Source organism: Roseofilum halophilum BLCC-M91, assembly GCF_030068445.1.
Taxonomy (GTDB): Bacteria; Cyanobacteriota; Cyanobacteriia; order Cyanobacteriales; family Desertifilaceae; genus Roseofilum; species Roseofilum halophilum.
In genome coordinates this window covers 40,356-62,853 of record NZ_JAQPOK010000068.1, presented here as the reverse complement: position 1 = coordinate 62,853, position 22,498 = coordinate 40,356, and the positions used below count along the sequence as shown (strand labels likewise).

Genomic DNA, 22,498 nt, shown 5'->3' with positions numbered 1-22,498 from the left:
TGTTATTAGCCTTCTAGTTTATCACGAGAGTAGCAAAGACTACTCTTTCATGATCAAAATCTTATCGATGTAATAAAAATGTATGGTAATGATTGATAATTCGTCATTGAGCCACTGGGTAATGGTAATATTGCTGATCGGGTTTGCGATCGCCCATAGCGGACTCGCCAGCCTTAGACCTTGGGGAGAACAGAGGATTGGCGCAAGAGTCTATCGGGTAGGGTTTGCCCTAGTGAGTATTCCCTTTGCGGTCATTTTGATTATTTATTTTTTCAACCATCGCTATGACGGTATACAACTGTGGCAAGTGCAAGGGGTTCCAGGGGTGCGATCGCTGGTTTGGGTACTCTCAGCAATTTCATTTTTGTTTTTATATCCAGCGACCTTTAATTTACTGGAAATCGCGGCGATCGCCAAACCGGAAGTTCATCTCTACGAAACCGGAATTATCCGCATTACTAGGCATCCCCAAATGGTGGGTCAAGTGATCTGGTGTATTGCCCATACCCTTTGGCTCGGTACTAGCTTTACCCTCGTCACCTCCCTAGGACTCATTCTCCATCATCTCTTTGCTGTCTGGAATGGCGATCGCCGCCTGTACAACCGCTATGGGGAAGCCTTCCTCAAGGCCAAAGAGCGCACTTCTGTTATCCCATTTTTGGCGATCGTTCAAGGTCGTCAAACCCTAGAACTCCAAGAATTTCTCCGTCCCGCTTACCTCGGCGTACTGCTCTTTATAGGCCTTTTGTGGTGGGCCCATCCTTGGCTGATGCAAGCCACCCTTAAAGTTCCCATTTGAGAGGATAGGGGGATAGGGGACAGGGGGAAATTACCTCTTGCCTTTTGCATGAGTGCCTATTCCCTTAAACTGTGTTGCTCAATCCAACCCAAATGGGTGTAGCATGATCCCAAGAGCAAGTATAAGAAATCCAGATACCAACAACGGCATAATTATGGTGGTACAAATCAGTGAACGCGCCTTTAATCACGAAGTCCTCGATGCACAAACCCCGGTATTAGTCAACTTTTGGGCCCCCTGGTGTGGAATTTGTCGGCTTTTAACCCCTGTCTTAAGCCGCTTTCAAACCGAATGGGGACAAACCATCAAAGTGGTTTCCATTAATGCCGATCAAAGCCTCAAGCTTGCCAATGCCTATCGACTGCGAACCTTACCCACGGTAATTTTGTTCCATCAGGGGCGAGTGCAAAATCGGGTTGAAGGCTTCCATAGTGCAGAAGACTTATATCGACAACTGGAAGTGAGTTGTCAAAGTTTATCCGGGACAAAAACAGTTGATGCCATCGATCTTGAAACCAGTCGCTAACTGAACATAGATGGATCGAAACTCATCAACTCTCCCCTCTGAATGCCCAAAAGATATGCCCAACCAGAAGGCGTATCTTTTTTTATCGAAAATCGTACCATTTCCCTATTTCCATTCCCTCTTCCTTTGACCTGCAACGACCCACTGCCAGAGGGGGTGATGTTCTCCCTGTTGACGAATATGAAAGACCTTACGCTCTAAGCCTTTCTGGTAAGGGCGTGGAAAACCGACGAGAATATTCCGACTTTGCCAGACTAAAACGGCGGTGGTTAAACCGATACTGCTAGAAAAGCCGATCGCCGCTAGGGGATGAAAGTATAAGCTATAGTAGAGTCCAGACCAGGTAAAATGGTCAAGTAGGAGCAATAGGGGCGATCGCATAGCCCAAAGACTGGGCAACCCGAAAACTAGCCACCATAAACTCACCACAAACCACCGTCCCCCAACCAGTAGCCGATGATAGCGCATTACTTGCGCCTGAAACTGGGGATCGAGGTCAATCTGGGAATCTGAGGAAGCCAAGTCAATTCCAAATTATAAATTACACCTGATGTGAATTATATCCCTTTCTGCCATCCCGGATATGAAATGGCCGGGTCACTAGGTCAGCGGTAATGAGGATCGTCAATCTTAAAGGCGATCGAGTTTAAGCGTGATGATGGGAAGGTTGAAACTCATCTAAAGTCAAATGGGACTGAACCACTTGACCATCCCTAAACCAAATGATGCGGTTGGTTAACCGAGCCACATCGGGTTCATGGGTGACCATAACCACTGTCATGCCATCCTGGTTTAATTGGGTAAAGATATCCATCACTTCTTCGGTGGTTTTGGTATCTAATGCGCCCGTTGGCTCATCCGCAAGTAGGACGACGGGACGATTGACGATCGCTCTGGCGATCGCCACCCGTTGTTGTTGTCCTCCAGAGAGTTGATTGGGTTTATTTTGCATTCGATTTTCTAAACCTACTTGTTTCAAGGCTTCCGCCGCTTTGTCTCGACGTTCTCGCCCTTTTATCCCCGCATAAACCATGGGCAACATCACATTTTCTAGGGCGGTTAATTGGGCTAATAAATGAAATTGCTGAAACACAAACCCTAGTTTTTGATTGCGAATGGCGGAAAGTTCTTTTTTCGGTAACTGAGCCACATCTGTGCCATCTAAGTAATACTGCCCTTTGCTGGGACGGTCTAAACAGCCGATAATGTTCATGGCGGTGGATTTTCCCGACCCAGAGGGGCCCATAATGGCGCAATATTCCCCCGCTTGAATACTTAAACTGACATTGGCGATCGCCTGAACTTCTACATCCCCCATCTGATAAACTTTAGAGATCTGTTCTAAGCGAATAATATCTTTTTTTTCTAATGCTTGGTTCATGGATTTTAGAGCGCTGGGCCCTATCTTAATTGGATTGTCCAGAGGATAAAGGCGCGATCGCACTGAGTTTCATATCTGGATGATCGCCTTGGACTTGGTGTAAGTTCCACTCATTCTTAAACAGTAGCACCGGTCGATCCCAATTATCTTTAACGGTCATCGTATTAAACAAGCGACCTATTTGGTCTAAAAAGTCCCAACCATTCAGCACCCATCGCGCCACTGAATAGGGTAACAACTCGGTGCGAGTGTCTACCCCATATTCATTCAGCAGTCGAAATTGCACCACTTCAAATTGCAACTGTCCCACGGCCGCTAAAATGGGGTCGCGCTTAGATTCATCGCTCGAATACATAATCTGTACTGCTCCCTCTTCTCGCAATTGGGTTACTCCTTTGTGGAATTGCTTAAACTTGGAGGGATTGGGATTTCTCAAATAGGCAAATAATTCCGGGGAAAAACAGGGGATGCCTTCATATTCCAACTTTTTACCCGTATAAATCGTATCGCCGATCGCAAACACCCCCGGATTATTCAACCCAATCACATCCCCTGGATAAGCCACATCCACCGATCCTCGGTCTTGGGCAAACAGTTTTTGAGGGCGCGAGAGCCGTACTGTTTTCCCCGTGCGGGCATGACTAACTGTCATATCCTTTTCAAACTTACCCGTACAAACGCGCACAAATGCCACGCGATCGCGGTGTTTCGGGTCCATATTCGCCTGCAACTTAAACACAAACCCCGTAAACTCCGGATACTCTGGAGACATCAACCCCTGAGAACTTTGGCGATCGCCCGGTTTCAGGGCATACTCTAAAAAGGCATCTAAAAAGAGCTGTACGCCAAAATTGGTCATGGCGCTACCAAAAAACACCGGGGTTAGCTCTCCCGCGTGGATCTCGTCCAAGTCAAACTCTGACCCCAAGCCATCCAATAATTCCAAATCTTCCTTGAGCTGATAATACAAATCCTGGTCTAACAACTCCTCAATGCGCGGATCGCCCAAGCGAATCATGGTATCCTTTGCCGCTTGTTTACCATGGGCATTGCGTTCAAACAAATGGATTTCCTGAGTATGGCGATCGTACACCCCTTGGAAGCGATCGCCCGTCCCAATCGGCCAATTCACCGGATAAGTTTTTAACCCCAACTCCTGCTCAATCTCATCCAACAACTCCAGAGGTTCGCGGGTGGGACGATCCATCTTATTAAAAAACGTAAAAATCGGAATGCGCCGCATCCGACAAACTTCAAACAGCTTCCGGGTTTGTGGCTCTAACCCCTTCGCCCCATCCTCCAACATCACCGCATTATCCGCCGCCGCCAACGTGCGATAGGTATCTTCACTAAAATCCTGGTGTCCCGGAGTATCCAACAAATTAATCTGACAGCCCTGATACTCAAACTGCAACACCGTCGAGGTAATCGAAATTCCCCGTTGTTGCTCCATTGCCATCCAATCCGATGTGGCTCGGCGCTGACTGGCTCTCGCCTTTACTGCCCCCGCTTCATGAATTGCCCCTCCATAGAGCAGCAATTTTTCCGTTAATGTAGTTTTCCCCGCATCCGGGTGAGAAATAATCGCAAAGTTGCGCCGGCCATCAACCGCGTTGTGTATTTCCGTAGACAGTTCAGTAGACATTAGGGATATAAATGGGTAATGGGTAATGGGTGATGGGTAATGGGTAAACCATTTTCCCTTAAAGTCCCCCCTAAGAAGTGAGAACAATAGAAATTTATTATTATGTACCAAAGATCTATGATAAGCCATCGGCCAAGCAATGGAGAACTGAAATCCTTGATGAGGAGTATGTCAAAGGAGGGTTCAAGGAGAGTTACTCGATCTCAACTATCTGCAAGAGTGGGGGATACAACTCGGTTTGAGTGCGGATTTGCGTCTGGTGCGTGCAGAAGCGGGTTTGAATTGATGCGATCGCAAGACTGTTACCAAATCTCCCCCACTCCCCCGCTCCCCTGCTCCCCATCATCCCTGCTTCCCAAAGCGCACCAATAATTCCTCACGGGAAAGTTGCAGAAGTGGGGGAACCCATTCTTCTGAGGGGAGGGAGGCGATCGCATCTACAATTTCCGCTAGTTCCTCATCAACTTCACCAAAGCGTGTCCGTAGAAGATTGTTAATCAAACCCAGAGTCGCTTGTTTTTTTCCTTGTTGAAGGAATTCTTCTTTGGCCTGCTGGCGGATTTCTTCCCGCACATCTGCCATCGCTTCTTCATAGAGTTCTGTTAAAGTCACGATTAACTCCCTATCGTCACGATCTAAATTTTGTTCTTGGTTTTGTCGTTTGGTTAACAGAGCAACCAATTCTCTTACCAATTTTATAACACTTTCTCGACTGCGGTTTTCTTGGGGTAAGGTTTCGAGTTCTTGAATCGCTTGTGCTTGGACTCTCCCTTTTCCTAATAATCTCAGCCATAGGGTTTCCAGGGTTTTGGGCAGTTTATGAATGACTATCACTCCCATTTTCCAACCTGACCCCGCATCATATATTCCTTCCTCTTCCCATTCTTGGGAGGAATGACAACGAAATTGTTCTAGTAAGTTCTCTGAAGCTGTTGGTGTTAAAATCCATAATTGCGGCATTTTCGTATCATCGAATGATATTTTTTTACGTTTGGTTTCTCTTTCTAATTCTCCATGAACGGCTAAGAGTTTCATCATACAATTCCGGATCTCGTTTGGTGTAACGGGATTACGAAAGGGTTCAAGTAACGTCGGAGTTGTGGTTAATTTGCCCAACAAGCCGAGATTTTTCCTTTCTTCTTCCTTGGAGTCAGAAGGAGTAAAGAACAGGTCAATTTGACGGACTTCTGGGCTAACATCTTTGCTGCTTTCTACTTTTCCCAAAGGAGAAAGCAGTTCACTGAGGTATTGTTTGGCGAATTGGTCGTGAATGAATCGCGTCACGAGAGGATATCAAACAGAACCAGGGTATTGTATCAGAAATCGAGCGATCGCATTCGCTAATTTAGACGAACCCATCAACTGTTGTTTTACCTATTTTGCGCGAGTGGAGTGGACTACCCTAGTACCCTAGTACCCTACTCTAGAAGTTTTGAGGAATAACCCTTCTGTCCTTCAACGACAAATGATCGTCATATTGATGTTTCAGATCTCGCTTACCCAGTTTCACCGGTTTAATTGACAACTCCTCATAGGGAATTAAACTGAGAAAATGGGAAATACAATTGAGGCGGGCCCGTTTTTTATGATCGGCTGGCACAATATACCAAGGAGCCAAATCCGTATCTGTCGCTTGTAACATCTGATCTCTGGCATGGGAATACTCATACCAGCGTCGATAGGATTGGACATCCATGGGACTCAACTTCCAGACTTTACGCAGATCATGAATACGGTCTTGAAAGCGATGCTCTTGCTCTTTCTGACTGATATCCAACCAATACTTAATCAGTTGAATGCCCGAATCGACTATCATATGTTCAAAGGTGGGTATATAGTGCAAAAACCGTTGATATTCTTCATCGGTGCAAAACCCCATCACCCGCTCAACGCCAGCCCGGTTATACCAACTGCGATCGAAAATGACCACTTCTCCGGCTGCGGGAAAATGCTGAATATAGCGCTGTAGATATAACTGGGTTTTTTCCCGCTCGGAAGGGGTGGGCAAGGCAACCACGCGGAACACCCTAGGACTGAGGCGATCGACGATGCGCTTAATCATGCCACCTTTTCCGGCTGCATCTCGACCTTCAAAGACAACGATAACTCTTAATCCCTTGGCTTGTACCCAATATTGCAACTTCACTAATTCTGCATGAAGCTTGGTTAATTCCGATTCATATGTTTCCTTAGAGAGTTTACCGGGCTTTTGGTCACTAGCCTTCTGTTTTTTTCCCATTCATCTACCGATTTGAATCGACTCTACTAGCCTATCATCCCCCCAACCTCGCCCATCTGTGCCAACTTCACAAAGTTTTGTAACAATAGAACCAGTTCCCTTATTTCAGAATTGATCTATGTTTCTATTTGGATTAGGCAAGAAAACGACCCTCCCCACTCCCGAAGAAGCCTTACCAGGGCGTAAAACCCCCATGCCTGTACCCGACCAACACTTTGTTAATGGTAACCCTCTCCAACCCCCTTACCCAGAGGGACTGGAAATGGTGGTGTTTGGCTTAGGCTGTTTTTGGGGTGCAGAGCGCTGTTTCTGGAAACAACCGGGAGTGTTTACCACTGCGGTGGGTTATGCGGGTGGATATACTCCTAACCCCAACTACCATGAAGTCTGTACGGGTAAAACCGGTCATAATGAAGTGGTGCTAGTGGTTTTTGACCCCCAGCAAATTAGTTATGAAACCCTGCTCAAAGTTTTCTGGGAAAGCCATGACCCCACCCAGGGAATGGGCCAAGGGAATGATGTGGGAACCCAATACCGTTCTGGGATTTATGTGTATTCTGAGGCTCAGAAAGAACTGGCGGAAAAATCTCGTCAACTCTACCAAGAAGAGCTGAAGAAAGCGGGGTACGGGGAAATTACTACGGAAATTCTTGATGCGCCTGAGTTTTATTACGCTGAGGACTATCACCAACAGTATCTGGCGAAAAATCCGGGGGGTTATTGTGGCTTGGGCGGAACGAAGGTGTCTTGTCCAGGGGTGACGACGGTTTCTTAATCACTCTTTAGGGTCATTGTCAATAACAATCAAATAGCAGATGATCTAGGGGCGAACAGCCCTTCGCCCCTACAGATAGGCTTTCGGGTCTAATTCTTGCTGATGAATTTCTGATAGCCTTCACTCAATTCTTCCACGGCTAACTGATAAAATTCTTGGCCATGTTCTGGAGTGGCTAGGGCGGGGTTTGACCCCATGCGACCATCGGGATAATGGCGACGGAATTCGGCGGGGGTGGTGATGGGGTGGCCTTTGCCGACTTCTGGAGAGAGGGGGGCGGTTTTGATGGAGTCGGGATAAACGTATTGGGTGAGGGCGACTTCGCTGGGGGTGGCGTGAGATCCTTCTTGATCTCCATATAGCTCTTGGGCCCGTTTATACACGCTGCGACACATAAACCAGTTGGCTAAATGGCAGGTGACTTTTCCTTCGGGGTCGATGTTGAGGTGGGCTAGGTGGGTGTAGACTTCGGAAAAGGCGGCTTTCATGGGGGAAATATTGCCCCCGTGACCGTTAATAAAGAAGAATTTGGTAAATCCGGCTTGGGCTAGGTGGGTGAGGTAGTCCTTGATGAGTAAAATTAGGGTGGAGGGCTGGAGGCTCATGGTTCCGGGGAAGGCGGTGTGATGGAGGGCCATGCCGACGTTGATGGTGGGGCCGACTATGGCTCCGGTTTTTTCTCCGACTCCTTTGGCGATCGCCTCGGCACAAATGGCATCTGTACCAATTAATCCGGTTGGCCCATGTTGTTCGGTGGAGCCAATGGGCAAAATTAAGCCTGTGGAGTGTTCGAGGTAGCGTTCGACTTCTGGCCAGGTGCTGAGATGGAGCAACATGAGACTAAAGGAGAAAAGAGTATCCTCTAGGGTAGCAAACTCTTTGGGTTCCGGGAAGGCGATCGCGATCGGTTACGGAAAAAATTTGCCCAATTTACAAAAGTTGATCCAATTATGTGGTTCTATCGTTAAAATAAGCGATAACATTTGAAAAGCCCAACTCTAAAGCCACATATCAAGAGCCAATTATGCTACATCGCAAGATCTATCAACTCTGCTCCGAGGGTCGTGAAGTCTGGATTTTCTTGCGAGACCAGCAACGCTGGATAGAATGCGCTCGCATTCTAGAAATCGAAGGAGATTTAGTCACGATCCGCTATGAAACCGAAGAGGAGGATGAGATCTGTGCTTGGGAAGAAATGGTTCGCCTAGAAAGCATTGGTGCAGTGACCCAAAAGCTCTCTAATGTCTCCAAGGGCAATACTGAACTGCTGGTCTCAGATGAGTGTCCGGAAGCCGAACAAATTCGCCAGCACCCAGAATCGAACCCCGATTAATCCAAGCTCTAATCCTAGCGATCGCCCCTTGGCCCAGTACGCTATCATTCACAACTGAAAACCTTAAATCATAATCACAAGACTATGGATGTTAAATTGGTTCTAGTCATTCTAACTGCCCTGTTTACAGTCACCACCTTATTTTTCGGAACCAAAAATGGGTTCTACGACTCCGACAGTTACCACGGTAACGGTTCTGCCCATTAATTTATAGCATTTTTAATTAAACGAGCGATCCACTTGACCTCATCCCCTAGCCCCTTCTCCCGTGGGAGAAGGGGAGTAAAAGTCTCTCTCCTAGGGGAGAGGGATTTTCTGCAAGCGGACATGAAAGGGAGAGGGCATTTCAGTCTGGTCTTGTTGCGATCTCTACCTAGTGTCAACCCTTGATTACCCTTGAATGCATTCCCTATGGTACAGGTCAATCTGGGGATGGGGTCTGTCTGCTGGTGCGGATGGGCCCCTATCGCATCCTGCTCGACTGCGGTTTACATCAGATAGACCCCCTGCTTGCGACTGAGGCGGCCGATTTGGTCTTTTGCTCTCATGCCCATCCTGACCATTGTCGCGGTCTTCCGGATTTATCGGCTCGGTTTCCCGATCTGCCGATTTATGGCAGTGAGGTCACCCAGCAATTATTATCCCTGCATGGCCTAGAACCGGAAAATTGTCAGGCTTTAGAGTGGCGATCGCCGCAACCGCTCAAAACCGATCTCAGTGCCGAACTCTACCCTTGTGGCCATCTCCCAGGAGCCGCCTCCCTCCTGCTCACCTACAGGGCCCCAGAACGGACTTACACCCTCTTCTACACGGGCGATTACTTTTCCTCTAACTCCCGTCTCGTTGAACGGATGCGGATTGAAGATGTGCGCGGCCTGCAACCGGATGTCCTGATTATCGAAGCCACCTATGGAACCGCCCGTCATCCCAACCGCCGCCACCAAGAAAACCATCTGGCTTCGCGAATTTACACTACGCTAAAGCATCAAACCTCCGTGTTGCTACCGGTTCCGGTTCTCGGTCTCGGCCAAGAATTACTGATGTTGCTGCGCTCTCACCATCAGTTCACCGGCCAGGATATCGATATTTGGGTGGATGAAACCATTGCCAGGGGTTGTGATGCCTATCTAGACATTTTGCCCCATCTGCCCAGCAACGTACAAAATTTTGCCCAACATCAATCCCTTTTTTGGGATGAGCGCGTCCGTCCCCAAGTGCGTCGCCTTCCGGCTAATCAGGATTCTGGGCAACTGCCTCGATATCCCTCGATTGTGGTTGCCCATCGCCAATCCCATCTCCAGCAGTGGATTGAAGCCGATCCGGAGGGGTGGTTAGTCTTGCTCTCTGAACATGGCGAAGATACGAGTCAACTGACCCAAACCTTAGAGTCCATTGAAGGCGTAAAAATTGAAACCTATCTTTTTTCCCAACATTGTGACGGCTTAGGAACAACCCAACTGATTCATAATATTCGTCCCCAACATATTGTTTTTTTTCATGGCAGTCATGCTTATCTGACAGATTTAGCCGGTTTGGAAGAACTCCAAAATCGCTATCATCTCCATTGTCCCCAGGTGAATAAACGAGTAGAATTACCTATTGGTGATACCTTTATTCAACCGGCGGCTCCGGAAACCCATTATGAAGGGGAATTAACGGAATTAGAGACCACTGTTAGCATCCATTTACCCGAAGAAATTACCCGCGATCGCCGTTGGCAACAGTTCAGCGATACCGGCATTCTGGAAGCCCGTTGGCAAGGGGAAGAGTTAGTCATTCGCCCTCTCTCTCAACGGGAATTACTGTCCCAAGGAATTCCGAAAATGCCCCCCGATCTCGACTGTTGCGGGAACTGCGCCCATTATCGTCGGCAGCGCTGCTGGAATCCAGCCTCGGCCTTATTTGAATTTCGGGTCAGTCCCGATGGTTTGTGTCCCGTCTTTGCCCGAAGAACCGAGTAATCCTCTTCTATTACCTTTCTGCCCATTACCCATTACCAGCGCAAAGCGCTAGATTAATGTTAAAATCAGTAACAAACATGAGATAGTTATTTACTAAGGGAACCGAAGAAATTATGGGTCGTGTTGGGGTTTTACTCTTAAACTTAGGTGGGCCGGAAAAATTAGAGGATGTTCGCCCGTTCTTGTTTAATCTATTTTCCGATCCAGAAATTATCCGCCTGCCGGTGACCTGGTTACAGAAACCCCTAGCCTGGTTGATTTCCAGTAGTCGCTACAAAAAATCTCAAGAGAATTATAAGCAAATCGGTGGCGGGTCTCCCTTACGCAGAATTACGGAAGAACAAGCCCAAGCCCTGGAAGCGAGTTTAGCCGAAAAGGGACAAGAGGCGAAAATTTATGTGGGAATGCGCTACTGGCATCCGTTTACGGAAGATGCGATCGCCGAAATCAAAAAAGATAAAATCGATCATCTGGTGATTTTGCCCCTCTATCCCCAATTTTCCATTAGTACCAGTGGTTCGAGCTTCCGAGTCCTGGAAAAACTGTGGGAAAAAGACCGAGTATTGGGCAATAATGTTAAATATAGCCTGATTTCCTCCTGGTACGATCGCCCCGGTTATCTCCAAGCCATGGCGGACTTGATTGCCCAACAATTAGACCAATTTGAACATCGCGATCGAGTCCATCTGTTTTTTAGCGCCCATGGGGTTCCCGTCAGTTATGTGGAAGAAGCAGGCGATCCCTATCAACGGGAAATCGAAGCCTGTACAGCTTTGATTATGAAAACCCTCAACCGTCCCAATCCTCACACTCTAGCCTATCAAAGCCGCGTCGGCCCGGTAGAATGGTTACAACCCTATACGGAAGATGCCTTACAAGAATTGGGAGAAAAACAGGTTAAAGATGTGTTGGTGATTCCCATTAGCTTTGTGAGCGAACATATTGAAACCCTCCAAGAAATCGATATTGAATATCGAGAAGTTGCTGAAGAAGCTGGGATTAGCAATTTCCGCCGCGTCCCTGCCCTGGATACCCATGCCCGATTTATTGACGATTTAGCTGATTTAGTGATTGATTCGCTCAACTCTCCGAGTCAAAAATTCTCCGATGTGGTGCGTCCTTCCGAAGAACTGAAAATGTATCCTCAAGAGCGCTGGGAAATGGGAATGACGACTAGCGCTGAAGTCTGGAATGGTCGGTTAGCGATGTTGGGCTTTATTGCTCTACTGGTAGAGTTGTTCAGTGGAAAAGGAATTTTACATGCGATCGGTATTTTGTAGAAGTTTTTCCTAACCCCCTTTTCTGACTGGCCGACATTGCCAGGAGAGACCAGACAATGGGATAATCAATCCCATAAGCTCTGTATCCCTGCCCTTAACCCCATCATGGATTGTATTCACGTCTCCAATATTCGCTGTTATGGATATATTGGCTACTTACCGGAAGAAAAAATACTCGGACAATGGTTTACCGTCGATCTATCCTTGTGGTTAGATTTATCGGTATCTGGGCAGAGTGATAATATCGATGACACCTTCAATTACTGTGAAGCCATTGACCGGGTAAAGGGAATCGTGAGCAGCAACAAATTTGACTTAATTGAAAAATTGGCTACGGCGATCGCCGATGACCTCCTGAATCTGGAAAACCAGTCCCACCAACGCCCGGCCATACAAAAAGTCGGCGTGCGCGTGATCAAATCTCCTCCCATACCCGACTTTGGCGGCCAAGTCACCATTGATATTACACGAGAGAATTCTAAATTCGCCTAATGCCAGTCAACCGGGCAGATCCGCCATTTTTAGCTGGGTTTAGGCTCCCCGCCTTTGCCAAGAAACTGTTACATTAGTTTATAAGCATAGCGATTGACAAAACAGCACAGTAGTGAACTGCTACTGTTATTCAATCTCGAATGCAAAAGCGGCTCCGACCTAAAAGGCTAGAAGTTGTCGCGGTGAACTGTACGGAGGTCTAACGTGAATAACCCGTCGAATCAAAATCCTGAATTATTTCAGGGCGACACTGACAATAACTTATTATGGGACTATGTTCAATCTTTGAGTCCGGAAACCGTGGCTCAACTCTCTAAACCTACCTCTTCCGAAGTTTTCCAAGTGATGGAAAGCAACATCATTGGACTTTTGGGCCATCTCCCGTCAGAACAATTTGGGGTTACTGTAACCACCAACCGAGAAAACCTCGGCCGCCTCTTAGCCTCTGCCATGATCAGTGGCTATTTTTTGCGAAATGCAGAACAGCGTATGATGTTTGAACATACGTGGTCAGCCTCTGAATCTCACGGAGCTGAGACTGATTGACAGACTCCCCGGCCTCCGCTTCGTTAAAGGCTGGGGATTCTCATTAGTATTCGAGCTATTGGGTGAACCGATCCCATCTTGTTTAAGGAGATGTGACGCGACTACAGGGACAGCACTTTAATTTGTGAGCCATCATTGGGAAGGCTGTTGGCTTGAAGCGTGAGGCGATCGCCTGCTATTCTTTGCACAGGAGTCCCATTCATCAGGGCCAGAAACTCATCAACCCTAGCCAAGTTGCAGGCTTGAGGATCGGCCTGTGGGGTTTGGTAATGGCTGGGAATCACAATTTTGGCATTGAGCATCTCTAGAGCAGCTTTAGCCTCTTCCGGATTATAGGCCTTGGGGCCGCCTCCCACCGGAATTAACACCACATCGGGCCTGCCGATAAGAATTTTTTGCTCTACGGTAATGGGAGAAGCCATTCCCCCTAGATGCAGAATTTTCATCCCCGCTTGTCTCCACACCCAAGCTACATTACTGGGAAACCGACTTCCAGGGCGTTTTTCCAGCCGCTCGGCCACCATTCCCCGCACCTGCAACCCCTCATCGAGTTGATAATCTCCGGGTTCAAATAGAAGTCTCGGTTGGCCGGGCAGATTTTCCACATAGCCTTCATCCAACAGTTGGGAACTGATTAACACGAGATCCGCTTCCACATTGGGGGCGGGGTATTGGGCGGTACAACCAATGGGGCGAAAGGGGTTGACCAAAATGTTATGACCGCCCCCGGTAAACAGGAAGCAGGTATGGCCCAGGCTCTGTATGGTCAGTCCACTGGGAGTTTGGGCTTGGGAAGAATACACAGAACTGACGAGGGTGGCGATCGCCATTGCCCCTGTCATGCTGATAAAGTTGCGCCGTTTCATGGGTAATTAATTATCTCTCATCCACTATTTATTATCTATGGTGCGGTTGATCTATGTATGGTGCAGTTTCGCTCTTCAAGAAGAAAGCGATCGCACAAAGTTCCGCAATAGGTCTTTCCCTTTCGTGGTGAGAATACTTTCGGGATGGAACTGAACCCCTTGGATGTGGGGATATTGACGATGGCGAACCCCCATAATCGTACCATCTTCAACCCAAGCGGTAATTTCTAGCTCTTCTGGGCAACTGTTGCGGTCAATGGTCAAACTATGATAGCGAGTCGCATTTAAGGGCGTTTCTAGGCCGGCAAAAATCCCCACTCCGTTATGGTGAATGGGGGAAATTTTACCATGCATGAGGACAGGAGCCGAGACAATTTTAGCGCCAAACACTTGGCCGATACCTTGATGACCCAGACACACCCCCAGAATGGGCAAATTTGGCCCTAATTGGGCGATCGCCTCTAGAGACACTCCAGACTCTTCCGGTCGTCCCGGCCCCGGAGAAATCACGATCGCATCCGGTTTCAGCGCTTGAATTTCCTTCAGGGAGATGCGATCGTTTCGATACACCTGAATCTCTTTGGCTTGGGAAAACTCTTGTCCCAATTCCGCCAAATACTGAACTAAATTGTAAGTAAAACTATCGTAGTTATCGATAACAATGATCATGGGAGCCGTTAAGAGAACAGGAGAAGCATTTTAGGCAATAGTAGAATCACACCTACCAGAATTGAGGCGATCGCCGAGAGCATCACCGCTCCAGCCGCACAATCTTTAGCAATTTTCGCCAATTCATGATAGTTCTGTTCTACCGTTAAATCTACCACGGCCTCTAAAGCCGTATTGAGCAACTCTAGCACCAAAACCAAACAAATCATCACCGCCAAAATCGCCGCTTCCACCGCCTTCACATGCAACAGCGACCCCAGAATCATCACCAAACTCCCACAGATCACATGGATGCGAAAATTGCGTTGCGTTCTAAAAGCGTAAGTCACCCCCGCCCAAGCATACTTAAAACTCGTAAGCAAATTCTCAGCCACCTGCCAAGACGAGTTACGATGAGTAACCCTTGAGGAATGGTTAGATTCAACGGTTGAAATCGAGAGTTTACTGGACATAAGGTTCACCATAATTGAGGGCAAAGGTGGGGATCTGTTGATATAAGCAATGTGAGCGTCCGTCAGATTCCGTCGTCTGTAGAGCAACCCAGACCATAAGCAGAAATTGAATTCACCATGAGGGTAACTCATCTGACCGAAGTTGACATCCCCTCTCGGTTGCCTAGCTCTAAACCCACTTGCACCAGAAGAGATTCCTGTTTTTCCCACATCGCCTGTAAACTGGCTTCATCGGGATGATCCCAACCCAACAAATGCAGTAAACCATGGACACTCAGCCAAGCCAGTTCCACCGTTTCTGAATGGCCCTGTTCTTGAGCTTGATCCCTAGCGATCTCCACCGAAATCATCAGATCCCCTAAGTATAAGGGGTCTTCACTCTCTGGCAGAAGAGGGGTATCGGTCTCTAGAGCCGCAAAAGCTAAAACATCCGTGGGTCGGTCTTGCTGGCGATATTGGCTATTAAAGCTCTGAATCTCTGGATTATCCGTTAACCGTAAACTTAATTCATAGGCACGAGCCGGAGGCAGCTCTAGATTAAGCTCTAAATGCTCCAGCCAAGCACAAAACCATTGATTGAATTCTTCTGGACTTACCGGAGGCTTAGAAATAGACTCACTAACCTCAATATTGACTTCAACATCCATAGAGCCAATCTCCTATCGGGTGAGGTAAGAGAGTCCCACCAATAGACCCAAGAGAGCAAGGGTAGTGAGGGTAAAGTGGGTTAAAGATTTTCTCCCTTTACGCACCATGTTCCTCATCGCTAGTTTCACGTAACTCGGTTGAGGTTCTTGTGAAGGAGTTTCGGGAGTTTCCGGTTGCTCGGAAGCAATAGGAGGAGTTTGAGGTTCAGTCATAATCAAGGCGCTTGAAATTACTTCTTTCAACTGTAACAGTTTTGTTACAGTTTTAAAGCTTAAATCTCTTTTATATAAATTAAGAATATATACTGAATTAATTTGTTTTTTCACTTAAATTTTACTCAAGATACACCCGTGCGCGATCGCCTCTGAAGAAACTGTGATTAAAATACCAGATCGATCATCTGCTAAAATCTGAACGATCATCCTCGTCAATTCATGGAGGTCTCAAAAATGATCATGCCCAACTTTTTACTCATAGGTGCTGCCAAATCAGGAACCAGCTCCGTGCATAACTATCTCAATCAGCACCCTGAAATTTATATGAGCAAAAATAAAGAACCCAATTTTTTCGCTTATGAAGGATGGCAACCCGATTTCTGCGGCTCTGGAGATGCAGAATCGACAACCAATGTCAAAACCATACCCTACTTAAAAGAGTATCAAGCTCTTTTTGAAGAGGTCACCGAAGAAAAAGCGATCGGAGAATCCTCTACTTTTTATCTTTATATCCCAGAAACAGCAGAACGAATAAAACACTATATTCCAGATGCAAAGTTGATCGCGATTTTACGTCATCCTGTCGATCGCGCTTATTCCTTTTATTCCCACTTGCGCCGAGATGGACGAGAGACACTTAAAGATTTTTCCAAAGCGTTAAAAGAAGAAGAAAATCGCAGAAAAAATCATTGGTCTCCTGTATGGCGCTATCAAGATTTTGGGTTCTATGGCCTGCAACTGCAACGCTATTTCGATCGATTCGATCGCCAGCAAATCAAGGTCTATCTTTACGAAGACTTACAAAGTGATGCTAAAACAATGCTTAAAGAAATTTTCCAATTCCTAGAAGTGGATGATACCTTTACCCCAAATTTAAAGCTTCGCTATAACAAATCAGAGGTTCCCAAAAATAAACTTTTCCACAATTTTATCAGCAATAAAAATGTGGTCAAAAGGATAATCAGACCTTTGATTCCCGCCAAAATTCGTCAGCCGATGGCTGCAAAAGCGTATCGTAAAAATTTAGGTAGACTAAAGCCACTATCTCCTGAACTGCGACAAGAATTAATTCCCATCTTTAGAGAAGATATCTTAAAACTTCAAGATTTGATTGGGCGAGATCTGTCCCATTGGCTCGTCTAGTCTCGAATGATTTGACAGGTTTTACCTTCTCCAGAAACCCTCGCCATAACCACTTTACTCTCGATCTCCTTGCCATTCAGGGTAAGATTAAGGCGCTTGATTTTACCTAATTGCATAACCACTTGTTCGCCATCATAAAACTGGATTTGAATCAAGCCATCAGCAATTTGAAAATTAGTGACCAGTTTCATTAAATCTTCAATTGTGTCATTACCCATTTTTCCATAAACCATATTGGCAAGATAAAAAGACTTCTGAGTTTTGTTTTCAAACCCTAAAGCGGGAACAACACTCGATTTATATCTAATATTGTTCTCAATATCCTGAGAGATTAAAGGTTGAGCGGGAAACTGTCGATCGTAGCCATACAAATTGCGAATAAAGCTAATTTTACCGTCTTTATACGCTGCTTCTGCACCTTCTGTTGAGATAATCTCTGGTACACCTTCGTCAAATCCTAATGGATATCCCCCTTCTTTGAAATTCAAAGATTTCCGAGCTTTAATGTGGTGAACATTAATCATAAAGTCATCTTTGACTAGGGTGTAAGTCCATCCCCAACCGAGGTTACTATAGATTCGAGGTAACCAGTTTGTTGCCTCCCGCTTGAGAATTCGCAATGGATATTTAGAGGCAATAAAGTTTGGTTGGCAATAGAGGGGTTGAAGCTGCGATCGCTGCACATATCTATTCCCCTCAGAAAAAGTCAACGCATTGTCACAAAGAGAACTATCACTATCGTATTTTTTTCTAATGGGGCCGATATCATAACCGAAGAGAGAAGAATAGGCAAAATTGGTATATTTACTGCTTAGATCGGGATAACTATGATGAGATTTATGGTTGAGGAGCTGAACATGACCCGATTGGCGATCGCCTACCAGTAACAAACCGGCTGACTGAATGGGAATAGAAAAACTTTGGCGATCGATCGCTAAAGGTTTTTCCTCAGCCTGCCAAAAAGGATGAGATTCTGGCAGCAAGAGAAGGTTAAAGGCTTTTCCTACCCAGTATGGAGAAGCAGCACAGGAGTAAAATTCTAGCAGTCTGGGGGAATGACGGAGATATCCAGGGGTTAACAGATGGTCATCGCTGAGAATGTCTCCAGTGAGAAAGAATTGCAGCGAACGATTACAAATGCTCTTGAGTTCTCCCAAATCTTGCTCTAGGCAACCGAGATACAACCCCAAAGCAATAGGAGCAAGATAGGCAAACCGATAGGTTACCGATCGCCCAAAACAGGGTACATTGCCTTCCCTAGAGACGAAGTAGCGGAAGTTGTGCATGTACTCTCCCATCCTCTGGATATGGAGTTGGGCAATATTTGGGTGGCGATCGCCATCTAAAACAACCCACATCAAAAAATAATAATGGAATCCCCAGGCATTGTAATAATCAATTTGCTTCGTCTTTCCATCTCGATACCAACCCTCTCCAAGGTACATCTTTTTACAAATTTCTAGATTTTTAAAGATCTCTTTTTTAGAAAAAGGCATCCCCAATTTTTCTAAGACCGTATTAATAATCACCTTAAATAACAGCCAATTATTCGCATGAACCTTAACCCCATTGCATTGCAGCAGATAATCAGCAACCTGTTGTTTTTCTCTATCTGAATATTTATCCCAGATATGAGCTTGTGAAAGATATAAAGACCATGCCAAAGATCCACATTCCACAATATTCTGGGAATAATCTTCAATCTGACCCCAATACTCAGGATGCTGAGGATTCGTTCCGGCCAAAATTCCTTCACGATAAAAACCTACAAGATCCAGAATTTGATTCCCAACAGTAAATTTCAAGTTAGGATTACCTTTGAGCAATGGCGTAGCCATAATCAAAGACCGAGAAAACCCTTCAAGTTCATCAGCCACAACACCATGAGTGCTATTCACTCCGGGTAGCTTAATCCTTGCCTTTCCCGGAGAAGCATAGGCAAGCATTCCTGCAAGTAAAATCAAAACCGCTTCTTCCCAGTGTCTTCTAGTTAATCCCGTTACAGAAGCAGTTTGATAATCCCATGGGCTTGTCCATTGAAAGCTATTCATGATTTGATTTTCTTGTACCAATACTGCACATAGTATATACTAAAGTTTAGTTCCAAGGAGTTGAGCAGATATGCCCCTCATTTCTGTCATTATTCCAGCTTACAATAGTGAAAACACCATTGGTGAGACGGTTGAATCTGTTCTCAAACAAACCTTTACCGACTTTGAGTTAATTGTCATTAATGATGGCTCAACAGATAACACTCTAGAAGTGCTATCAAGTATACAAGATCCTAGGTTAAAAGTTTTCTCCTATCCCAATGCTGGATCTAACCCTAGTCGCAATCGCGGTTTTGCACAGTCTTCTGGGGAATATATTGCCTTTCTAGATGCAGATGATTTGTGGACAGCAGATAAACTAGAGGCTCAACTCAAAGCTTTACAAGATAATCCTCAAGCAGCAGTTGCCTATAGTTGGTGCGATCGCATTAATGAATCCAGTCAATTGGTTCGTAAAGGCGGGTATTTTACAGCCCATGGAGATATTTATCCCCAACTTTTACTGACCGATATTTTAGAAAATGGTTCTAATCCCTTGATCCGCCGGGAAGCATTGACTCATGTAGGGGGATTTGATGAATCTCTACCGGCTGGACAAGATTGGGATTTATATCTACGGTTAGCCGCTCACTACCATTTTGTTAACGTCCAACGTCCACAAATTTTGTATCGAATTTCTACATATTCCCTCTCCTCCAATGTGGCAAAACTCGAATCAGGATGCTTGCAAGTGATTACGACAGCTTTTAATCAAGCTCCTGAGTCCCTTCAATATCTTAAGCGAGATAGTCTGGCTAATCTCTATAAATATCTCACTTACAAATCCCTCTTAGGAATCCCCGATCGCTCAAAATCCTTCTTCACCACTAAGTTGATTTTGTTAGCCATTAACTATGATTACTCTCTTTTACGAAGACGAATTTTATGGAAGGTTTTATTGAAAGTTGGCATATCAGTTATTTTGCCTCACAAACAGGCTGAGAAAGTAATGATAAAAATGAACAACTTAACTGATGTTACTACTTTAATGAGACTTTTACGATACGATCCTTAGATGGCACGATATGTAGATTTACTTACTCACTCTATCAACTCCCTTAATAACTGATTCACGGTTTGACCTGCAACAGTCCAATTTAAGCGAGTTTGATATTCTTTAAAGGAAGAAAGCGCTAGTTTTTCATATTGTTCATAATTTTTCATGAAGGATATGATATAATCGCAGTATTCTTTGATATCTGTATCTAAAGCAAATGTTTTGCCATTGGCATTATCTCTAATCACAGAAGGAATTCCTCCTACTTTCGTGGCTAAACAAGGAACACCAAAAGAGTTAGCTTCGCAAAAAACGTGACCAAAGCATTCTGCTCGTGAGGGTAAAATTAGGAAGTGAGATTCAGCTAAGAGCTGATTTAACTTGGCTAATCCTTCAGGTTTCGATTTATCAATAAAGCCCACAGAATGGACATAATCAGGTAAGGGTTCCTCAGACACTGGCTTTACTCCAACTACGTTTAATTCAGCCGATAGTCCAGCACGATTAAGCGATTTAACTACTTCCAAGGCAACATTCCCACCTTTGCGTATCCAATCTACTCCCAAAAAGAGTAATTTGCAGCGATCTGAAGGTCTGGATTTTATGATTGTGTTAATATCATCTACTGTCCGATCGCACTCCAAATTTGCTCCATGAGGAACAACTTTAACCTTAGAGGGATCGATTTGATAGTTATCAATGACCGTTTGGGCAGCCCATTCAGAGGCTAAGATAATAAGATTACAGTTATTCAAGGCTAATCTATCCAGAGTTCTCAAATGCCGCAGGGATTCTTGACAGACATTGAAATAGGTTGGATAAAAATTAATCAACCCTGCATATATGGTATCAGTCCACAGCACAATAGGCTGTTTACATTTCACATAAGAGATGAGATTGGGATCTGAGGTGAAAACAATATCGGGTTGAAAGCTAGAAAGTTTATCATGAATTTGCTTGGCGAAGTCTTGACTAAATATAGGTTCTGCCCAGTAGTGATAGACTTTCTGAGATAGGGTGGAATATAAACGTCTCTTAATTTTAGGAATAATAACCTTTTTGGAGATTAGGGGACTAGCATACTGAACTGTGGTTGAGTCAGTTTCCAGAGATTTAGCAATATAATAGCAATGTCCCCAATGACCGATTTGCTTTTTTGGCCAATTGCCTTGCTGAAAACTAGCAAGATCAAAGTCTGTAATGTATGCTATTTTCATCATGTTATTAATTTCTGTAAAAGTTTTTTGGCTTGTTGGCAACCCACAGACCAGCTTAATCTGGATTGATACTGTTCAAAAGCGGACAGGGCGAGTTGCTTATATTGGTCATAATTATTCATTACAGAAGTGATGTACTTGCAATAGTCAGAAATTTCAGCTTGATGAGAAAACTTCTGACCATTCAATCCATCTTTGATAATGGTGGGTATACCACCAATATTAGTAGTTAAACAGGGAACACCAAAAGCATTAGCTTCGCTCAAAACAATACCAAAAGTTTCTGCTTGAGTGGGGAGAATGAAAAAATGGGTTGCTCCTAATAATTCTTGAATTTTTTGTTCTCCCGATCGCTGGGAACGGTCTATAAACCCATAGACTTTGACAAAGCTGGGTAAGGGGTCTTTGCTCATGGGTTGACACCCGACTATACTTAACTCGGTGGGAAACCCTTGTTTATTTAACTCTTGAGTCACTTCTAGGGCAATATTTCCTCCTTTGCGTATCCAATCGACTCCAATAAACAGAAGCTTGCAGAGGTTTTGGGGTCGAGAGTCTATGAGATGATGAATCTCTTCTGTAGTGCGATCGCCTCTAATATTGGCTCCACGGGGAATCACTCTTACTTTCTCTGGTTGTAAATTATACAGTTTAATCGCCTCTTGAGCCGCCCAATCCGAAACTAAAATAATAAGCTGACAGTTTTCTAGGGCTGCTTTTTCTAAAGCGTAGATTTTTTTCTTAGTTTCTGAGCATAAATTGCTTAAGTAGGGATAGTAATCAATTAAGCTTCCTAAAGGCGCATCTGTCCACAAAACTAAAGGTCTATTGGCCTGAAGACCAGCAATTAGCATAGCATTTTCTGGACAGAGAACCAGATCGGCATCAGAGTGAGATAATTTTTGAGAAATTTGCCGAGCGTAATCTCTATACACAAAGGGTTCTGCCCAGCTATAATAATTTTTCTTGAACAAATGACGATATGCCAACCACTTCACTCTCGTAATTAGAGATTTGCTGCGTTGCAAAGGGCCTAAATAGTCAATGGAAACAGATTCAGATTCCATGTATTTAGCTATAGTAGATCCTGCGCCAAATAGTCCTCTGTTTTGGGGTGGCCAGCTTGAGCTATTGAATACGTCATAACTGGTAATGTACGCTAGTTTCATAGATTAGAAAATCGATTTTTCCTTAACTCTTGCTGTTGCAAAATATGAGAGTGGA

General features: G+C 45.2%; 25 protein-coding genes. 11 read left to right on the top strand and 14 right to left on the bottom strand.

Going from position 1 to position 22,498, the window contains the following annotated elements; all coding sequences use genetic code 11:
* The first annotated feature begins 88 nt into the window (after window positions 1–88).
* Both PJF56_RS08235 and PJF56_RS08230 read left to right on the top strand, forming a co-directional pair.
* Window positions 89–799, top strand: coding sequence for an NnrU family protein (locus PJF56_RS08235; RefSeq protein WP_430540877.1), 711 nt, complete (start codon window positions 89–91; stop codon window positions 797–799).
* Window positions 800–953: 154 nt separating this feature from the next.
* A complete protein-coding gene (locus tag PJF56_RS08230; RefSeq protein ID WP_283762175.1) occupies window positions 954–1,325 on the top strand; it encodes a thioredoxin family protein in 372 nt (123 codons plus the stop codon).
* A 105-nt stretch (window positions 1,326–1,430) separates the two neighbouring features.
* On the opposite strand, the gene PJF56_RS08225 is transcribed toward PJF56_RS08230, so the two are convergent.
* From PJF56_RS08225 to ppk2, 5 genes are all read right to left on the bottom strand, one after another.
* The gene (locus tag PJF56_RS08225) at window positions 1,431–1,847 is read right to left on the bottom strand and encodes a hypothetical protein (protein WP_283762174.1); all 417 of its coding nucleotides are present in this window, start codon (window positions 1,845–1,847) and stop codon (window positions 1,431–1,433) included.
* A gap of 124 nt (window positions 1,848–1,971) precedes the next feature.
* Window positions 1,972–2,706, bottom strand: a complete 735-nt coding sequence (locus PJF56_RS08220) for an ABC transporter ATP-binding protein (RefSeq protein WP_283762173.1) — start codon at window positions 2,704–2,706, stop codon at window positions 1,972–1,974.
* Window positions 2,707–2,731: 25 nt separating this feature from the next.
* Window positions 2,732–4,351: a peptide chain release factor 3 gene (gene prfC, locus PJF56_RS08215; RefSeq protein ID WP_283762172.1), complete on the bottom strand. Its 1,620-nt coding sequence runs from the start codon at window positions 4,349–4,351 to the stop codon at window positions 2,732–2,734.
* A gap of 342 nt (window positions 4,352–4,693) precedes the next feature.
* Window positions 4,694–5,635 (bottom strand): RpnC/YadD family protein, encoded by a 942-nt coding sequence (locus tag PJF56_RS08210; protein ID WP_283762171.1) that lies wholly within the window; start codon window positions 5,633–5,635, stop codon window positions 4,694–4,696.
* A 139-nt stretch (window positions 5,636–5,774) separates the two neighbouring features.
* Window positions 5,775–6,590 carry a polyphosphate kinase 2 gene (gene ppk2, locus PJF56_RS08205; RefSeq protein ID WP_283762170.1) on the bottom strand — a complete coding sequence of 272 codons (816 nt, stop codon included), beginning with the start codon at window positions 6,588–6,590 and terminating at the stop codon, window positions 5,775–5,777.
* Between the two features lie 118 nt (window positions 6,591–6,708).
* On the opposite strand from ppk2, the gene msrA reads away from it, so the two are divergent.
* Complete coding sequence (msrA, locus tag PJF56_RS08200; RefSeq protein ID WP_283762169.1) at window positions 6,709–7,365, top strand: peptide-methionine (S)-S-oxide reductase MsrA; 657 nt, start codon at window positions 6,709–6,711, stop codon at window positions 7,363–7,365.
* 89 nt (window positions 7,366–7,454) lie between these two features.
* Here the strand turns inward: msrA and PJF56_RS08195 are convergent, their stop codons facing one another.
* Window positions 7,455–8,201 carry a creatininase family protein gene (locus PJF56_RS08195; RefSeq protein WP_283762168.1) on the bottom strand — a complete coding sequence of 249 codons (747 nt, stop codon included), beginning with the start codon at window positions 8,199–8,201 and terminating at the stop codon, window positions 7,455–7,457.
* 188 nt (window positions 8,202–8,389) lie between these two features.
* On the opposite strand from PJF56_RS08195, the gene PJF56_RS08190 reads away from it, so the two are divergent.
* The 6 genes from PJF56_RS08190 to PJF56_RS08165 all read left to right on the top strand — a co-directional run bounded on the left by PJF56_RS08190 (window position 8,390) and on the right by PJF56_RS08165 (window position 12,977).
* The gene (locus tag PJF56_RS08190; protein ID WP_283762167.1) at window positions 8,390–8,698 is read left to right on the top strand and encodes a DUF6679 family protein; all 309 of its coding nucleotides are present in this window, start codon (window positions 8,390–8,392) and stop codon (window positions 8,696–8,698) included.
* An 84-nt stretch (window positions 8,699–8,782) separates the two neighbouring features.
* Window positions 8,783–8,905, top strand: a complete 123-nt coding sequence (locus PJF56_RS08185; protein ID WP_283762166.1) for a hypothetical protein — start codon at window positions 8,783–8,785, stop codon at window positions 8,903–8,905.
* Between the two features lie 182 nt (window positions 8,906–9,087).
* The gene (locus PJF56_RS08180) at window positions 9,088–10,659 is read left to right on the top strand and encodes an MBL fold metallo-hydrolase (RefSeq protein ID WP_347179488.1); all 1,572 of its coding nucleotides are present in this window, start codon (window positions 9,088–9,090) and stop codon (window positions 10,657–10,659) included.
* 113 nt (window positions 10,660–10,772) lie between these two features.
* Window positions 10,773–11,939 carry a ferrochelatase gene (gene hemH / locus PJF56_RS08175; RefSeq protein ID WP_283762164.1) on the top strand — a complete coding sequence of 389 codons (1,167 nt, stop codon included), beginning with the start codon at window positions 10,773–10,775 and terminating at the stop codon, window positions 11,937–11,939.
* Between the two features lie 105 nt (window positions 11,940–12,044).
* Entirely contained in the window at window positions 12,045–12,431 is a 387-nt protein-coding gene (gene folB, locus PJF56_RS08170) for a dihydroneopterin aldolase (protein WP_283762163.1), read from the top strand.
* A 204-nt stretch (window positions 12,432–12,635) separates the two neighbouring features.
* Window positions 12,636–12,977, top strand: coding sequence for a DUF760 domain-containing protein (locus tag PJF56_RS08165; RefSeq protein WP_283762162.1), 342 nt, complete (start codon window positions 12,636–12,638; stop codon window positions 12,975–12,977).
* A gap of 101 nt (window positions 12,978–13,078) precedes the next feature.
* Here the strand turns inward: PJF56_RS08165 and PJF56_RS08160 are convergent, their stop codons facing one another.
* From PJF56_RS08160 to PJF56_RS08140, 5 genes are all read right to left on the bottom strand, one after another.
* On the bottom strand, window positions 13,079–13,843 hold the full coding sequence (locus PJF56_RS08160) for an MBL fold metallo-hydrolase (protein ID WP_283762161.1): 765 nt from the start codon (window positions 13,841–13,843) through the stop codon (window positions 13,079–13,081).
* Between the two features lie 75 nt (window positions 13,844–13,918).
* Entirely contained in the window at window positions 13,919–14,512 is a 594-nt protein-coding gene (locus PJF56_RS08155; protein WP_283762160.1) for an anthranilate synthase component II, read from the bottom strand.
* 8 nt (window positions 14,513–14,520) lie between these two features.
* Window positions 14,521–14,964, bottom strand: a complete 444-nt coding sequence (locus PJF56_RS08150) for a diacylglycerol kinase family protein (protein ID WP_283762159.1) — start codon at window positions 14,962–14,964, stop codon at window positions 14,521–14,523.
* A 128-nt stretch (window positions 14,965–15,092) separates the two neighbouring features.
* A complete protein-coding gene (ybeY, locus tag PJF56_RS08145) occupies window positions 15,093–15,611 on the bottom strand; it encodes an rRNA maturation RNase YbeY (protein ID WP_283762158.1) in 519 nt (172 codons plus the stop codon).
* Between the two features lie 12 nt (window positions 15,612–15,623).
* Window positions 15,624–15,824 carry a DUF3285 domain-containing protein gene (locus tag PJF56_RS08140; protein WP_283762157.1) on the bottom strand — a complete coding sequence of 67 codons (201 nt, stop codon included), beginning with the start codon at window positions 15,822–15,824 and terminating at the stop codon, window positions 15,624–15,626.
* A gap of 237 nt (window positions 15,825–16,061) precedes the next feature.
* On the opposite strand from PJF56_RS08140, the gene PJF56_RS08135 reads away from it, so the two are divergent.
* Complete coding sequence (locus tag PJF56_RS08135; protein WP_283762156.1) at window positions 16,062–16,970, top strand: sulfotransferase family protein; 909 nt, start codon at window positions 16,062–16,064, stop codon at window positions 16,968–16,970.
* On the opposite strand, the gene PJF56_RS08130 is transcribed toward PJF56_RS08135, so the two are convergent.
* Window positions 16,967–19,021 carry a DUF2264 domain-containing protein gene (locus tag PJF56_RS08130; protein ID WP_283762155.1) on the bottom strand — a complete coding sequence of 685 codons (2,055 nt, stop codon included), beginning with the start codon at window positions 19,019–19,021 and terminating at the stop codon, window positions 16,967–16,969. The two genes, PJF56_RS08135 and PJF56_RS08130, sit on opposite strands and share 4 nt — an antisense overlap.
* A gap of 70 nt (window positions 19,022–19,091) precedes the next feature.
* Between PJF56_RS08130 and PJF56_RS08125 the strand changes: the two genes are divergently transcribed.
* On the top strand, window positions 19,092–20,075 hold the full coding sequence (locus tag PJF56_RS08125) for a glycosyltransferase (protein ID WP_283762154.1): 984 nt from the start codon (window positions 19,092–19,094) through the stop codon (window positions 20,073–20,075).
* Between the two features lie 26 nt (window positions 20,076–20,101).
* Here PJF56_RS08125 and PJF56_RS08120 read toward each other — a convergent pair whose 3' ends face one another.
* A complete protein-coding gene (locus PJF56_RS08120; protein WP_283762153.1) occupies window positions 20,102–21,274 on the bottom strand; it encodes a glycosyltransferase family 4 protein in 1,173 nt (390 codons plus the stop codon).
* Window positions 21,274–22,341 carry a glycosyltransferase family 4 protein gene (locus tag PJF56_RS08115; RefSeq protein WP_283762152.1) on the bottom strand — a complete coding sequence of 356 codons (1,068 nt, stop codon included), beginning with the start codon at window positions 22,339–22,341 and terminating at the stop codon, window positions 21,274–21,276. Before PJF56_RS08115 ends, PJF56_RS08120 begins: the two co-directional genes overlap by 1 nt.
* Window positions 22,342–22,498 lie beyond the last annotated feature (157 nt).

Coding starts and splice junctions, on each gene's coding strand:
- PJF56_RS08155 (WP_283762160.1), bottom strand. CDS start 14,512: ATGATCATTGTTATCGATAACTACGATAGTTTTACTTACAATTTAGTT.
- PJF56_RS08120 (WP_283762153.1), bottom strand. CDS start 21,274: ATGAAAATAGCATACATTACAGACTTTGATCTTGCTAGTTTTCAGCAA.
- folB (WP_283762163.1), top strand. CDS start 12,045: ATGGATTGTATTCACGTCTCCAATATTCGCTGTTATGGATATATTGGC.
- PJF56_RS08195 (WP_283762168.1), bottom strand. CDS start 8,201: ATGTTGCTCCATCTCAGCACCTGGCCAGAAGTCGAACGCTACCTCGAA.
- PJF56_RS08135 (WP_283762156.1), top strand. CDS start 16,062: ATGATCATGCCCAACTTTTTACTCATAGGTGCTGCCAAATCAGGAACC.
- PJF56_RS08220 (WP_283762173.1), bottom strand. CDS start 2,706: ATGAACCAAGCATTAGAAAAAAAAGATATTATTCGCTTAGAACAGATC.
- msrA (WP_283762169.1), top strand. CDS start 6,709: ATGTTTCTATTTGGATTAGGCAAGAAAACGACCCTCCCCACTCCCGAA.
- PJF56_RS08140 (WP_283762157.1), bottom strand. CDS start 15,824: ATGACTGAACCTCAAACTCCTCCTATTGCTTCCGAGCAACCGGAAACT.
- PJF56_RS08160 (WP_283762161.1), bottom strand. CDS start 13,843: ATGAAACGGCGCAACTTTATCAGCATGACAGGGGCAATGGCGATCGCC.
- PJF56_RS08130 (WP_283762155.1), bottom strand. CDS start 19,021: ATGAATAGCTTTCAATGGACAAGCCCATGGGATTATCAAACTGCTTCT.
- PJF56_RS08230 (WP_283762175.1), top strand. CDS start 954: ATGGTGGTACAAATCAGTGAACGCGCCTTTAATCACGAAGTCCTCGAT.
- hemH (WP_283762164.1), top strand. CDS start 10,773: ATGGGTCGTGTTGGGGTTTTACTCTTAAACTTAGGTGGGCCGGAAAAA.
- PJF56_RS08125 (WP_283762154.1), top strand. CDS start 19,092: ATGCCCCTCATTTCTGTCATTATTCCAGCTTACAATAGTGAAAACACC.
- PJF56_RS08185 (WP_283762166.1), top strand. CDS start 8,783: ATGGATGTTAAATTGGTTCTAGTCATTCTAACTGCCCTGTTTACAGTC.
- ppk2 (WP_283762170.1), bottom strand. CDS start 6,590: ATGGGAAAAAAACAGAAGGCTAGTGACCAAAAGCCCGGTAAACTCTCT.
- PJF56_RS08235 (WP_430540877.1), top strand. CDS start 89: ATGATTGATAATTCGTCATTGAGCCACTGGGTAATGGTAATATTGCTG.
- prfC (WP_283762172.1), bottom strand. CDS start 4,351: ATGTCTACTGAACTGTCTACGGAAATACACAACGCGGTTGATGGCCGG.
- ybeY (WP_283762158.1), bottom strand. CDS start 15,611: ATGGATGTTGAAGTCAATATTGAGGTTAGTGAGTCTATTTCTAAGCCT.
- PJF56_RS08115 (WP_283762152.1), bottom strand. CDS start 22,341: ATGGAATCTGAATCTGTTTCCATTGACTATTTAGGCCCTTTGCAACGC.
- PJF56_RS08190 (WP_283762167.1), top strand. CDS start 8,390: ATGCTACATCGCAAGATCTATCAACTCTGCTCCGAGGGTCGTGAAGTC.
- PJF56_RS08150 (WP_283762159.1), bottom strand. CDS start 14,964: ATGTCCAGTAAACTCTCGATTTCAACCGTTGAATCTAACCATTCCTCA.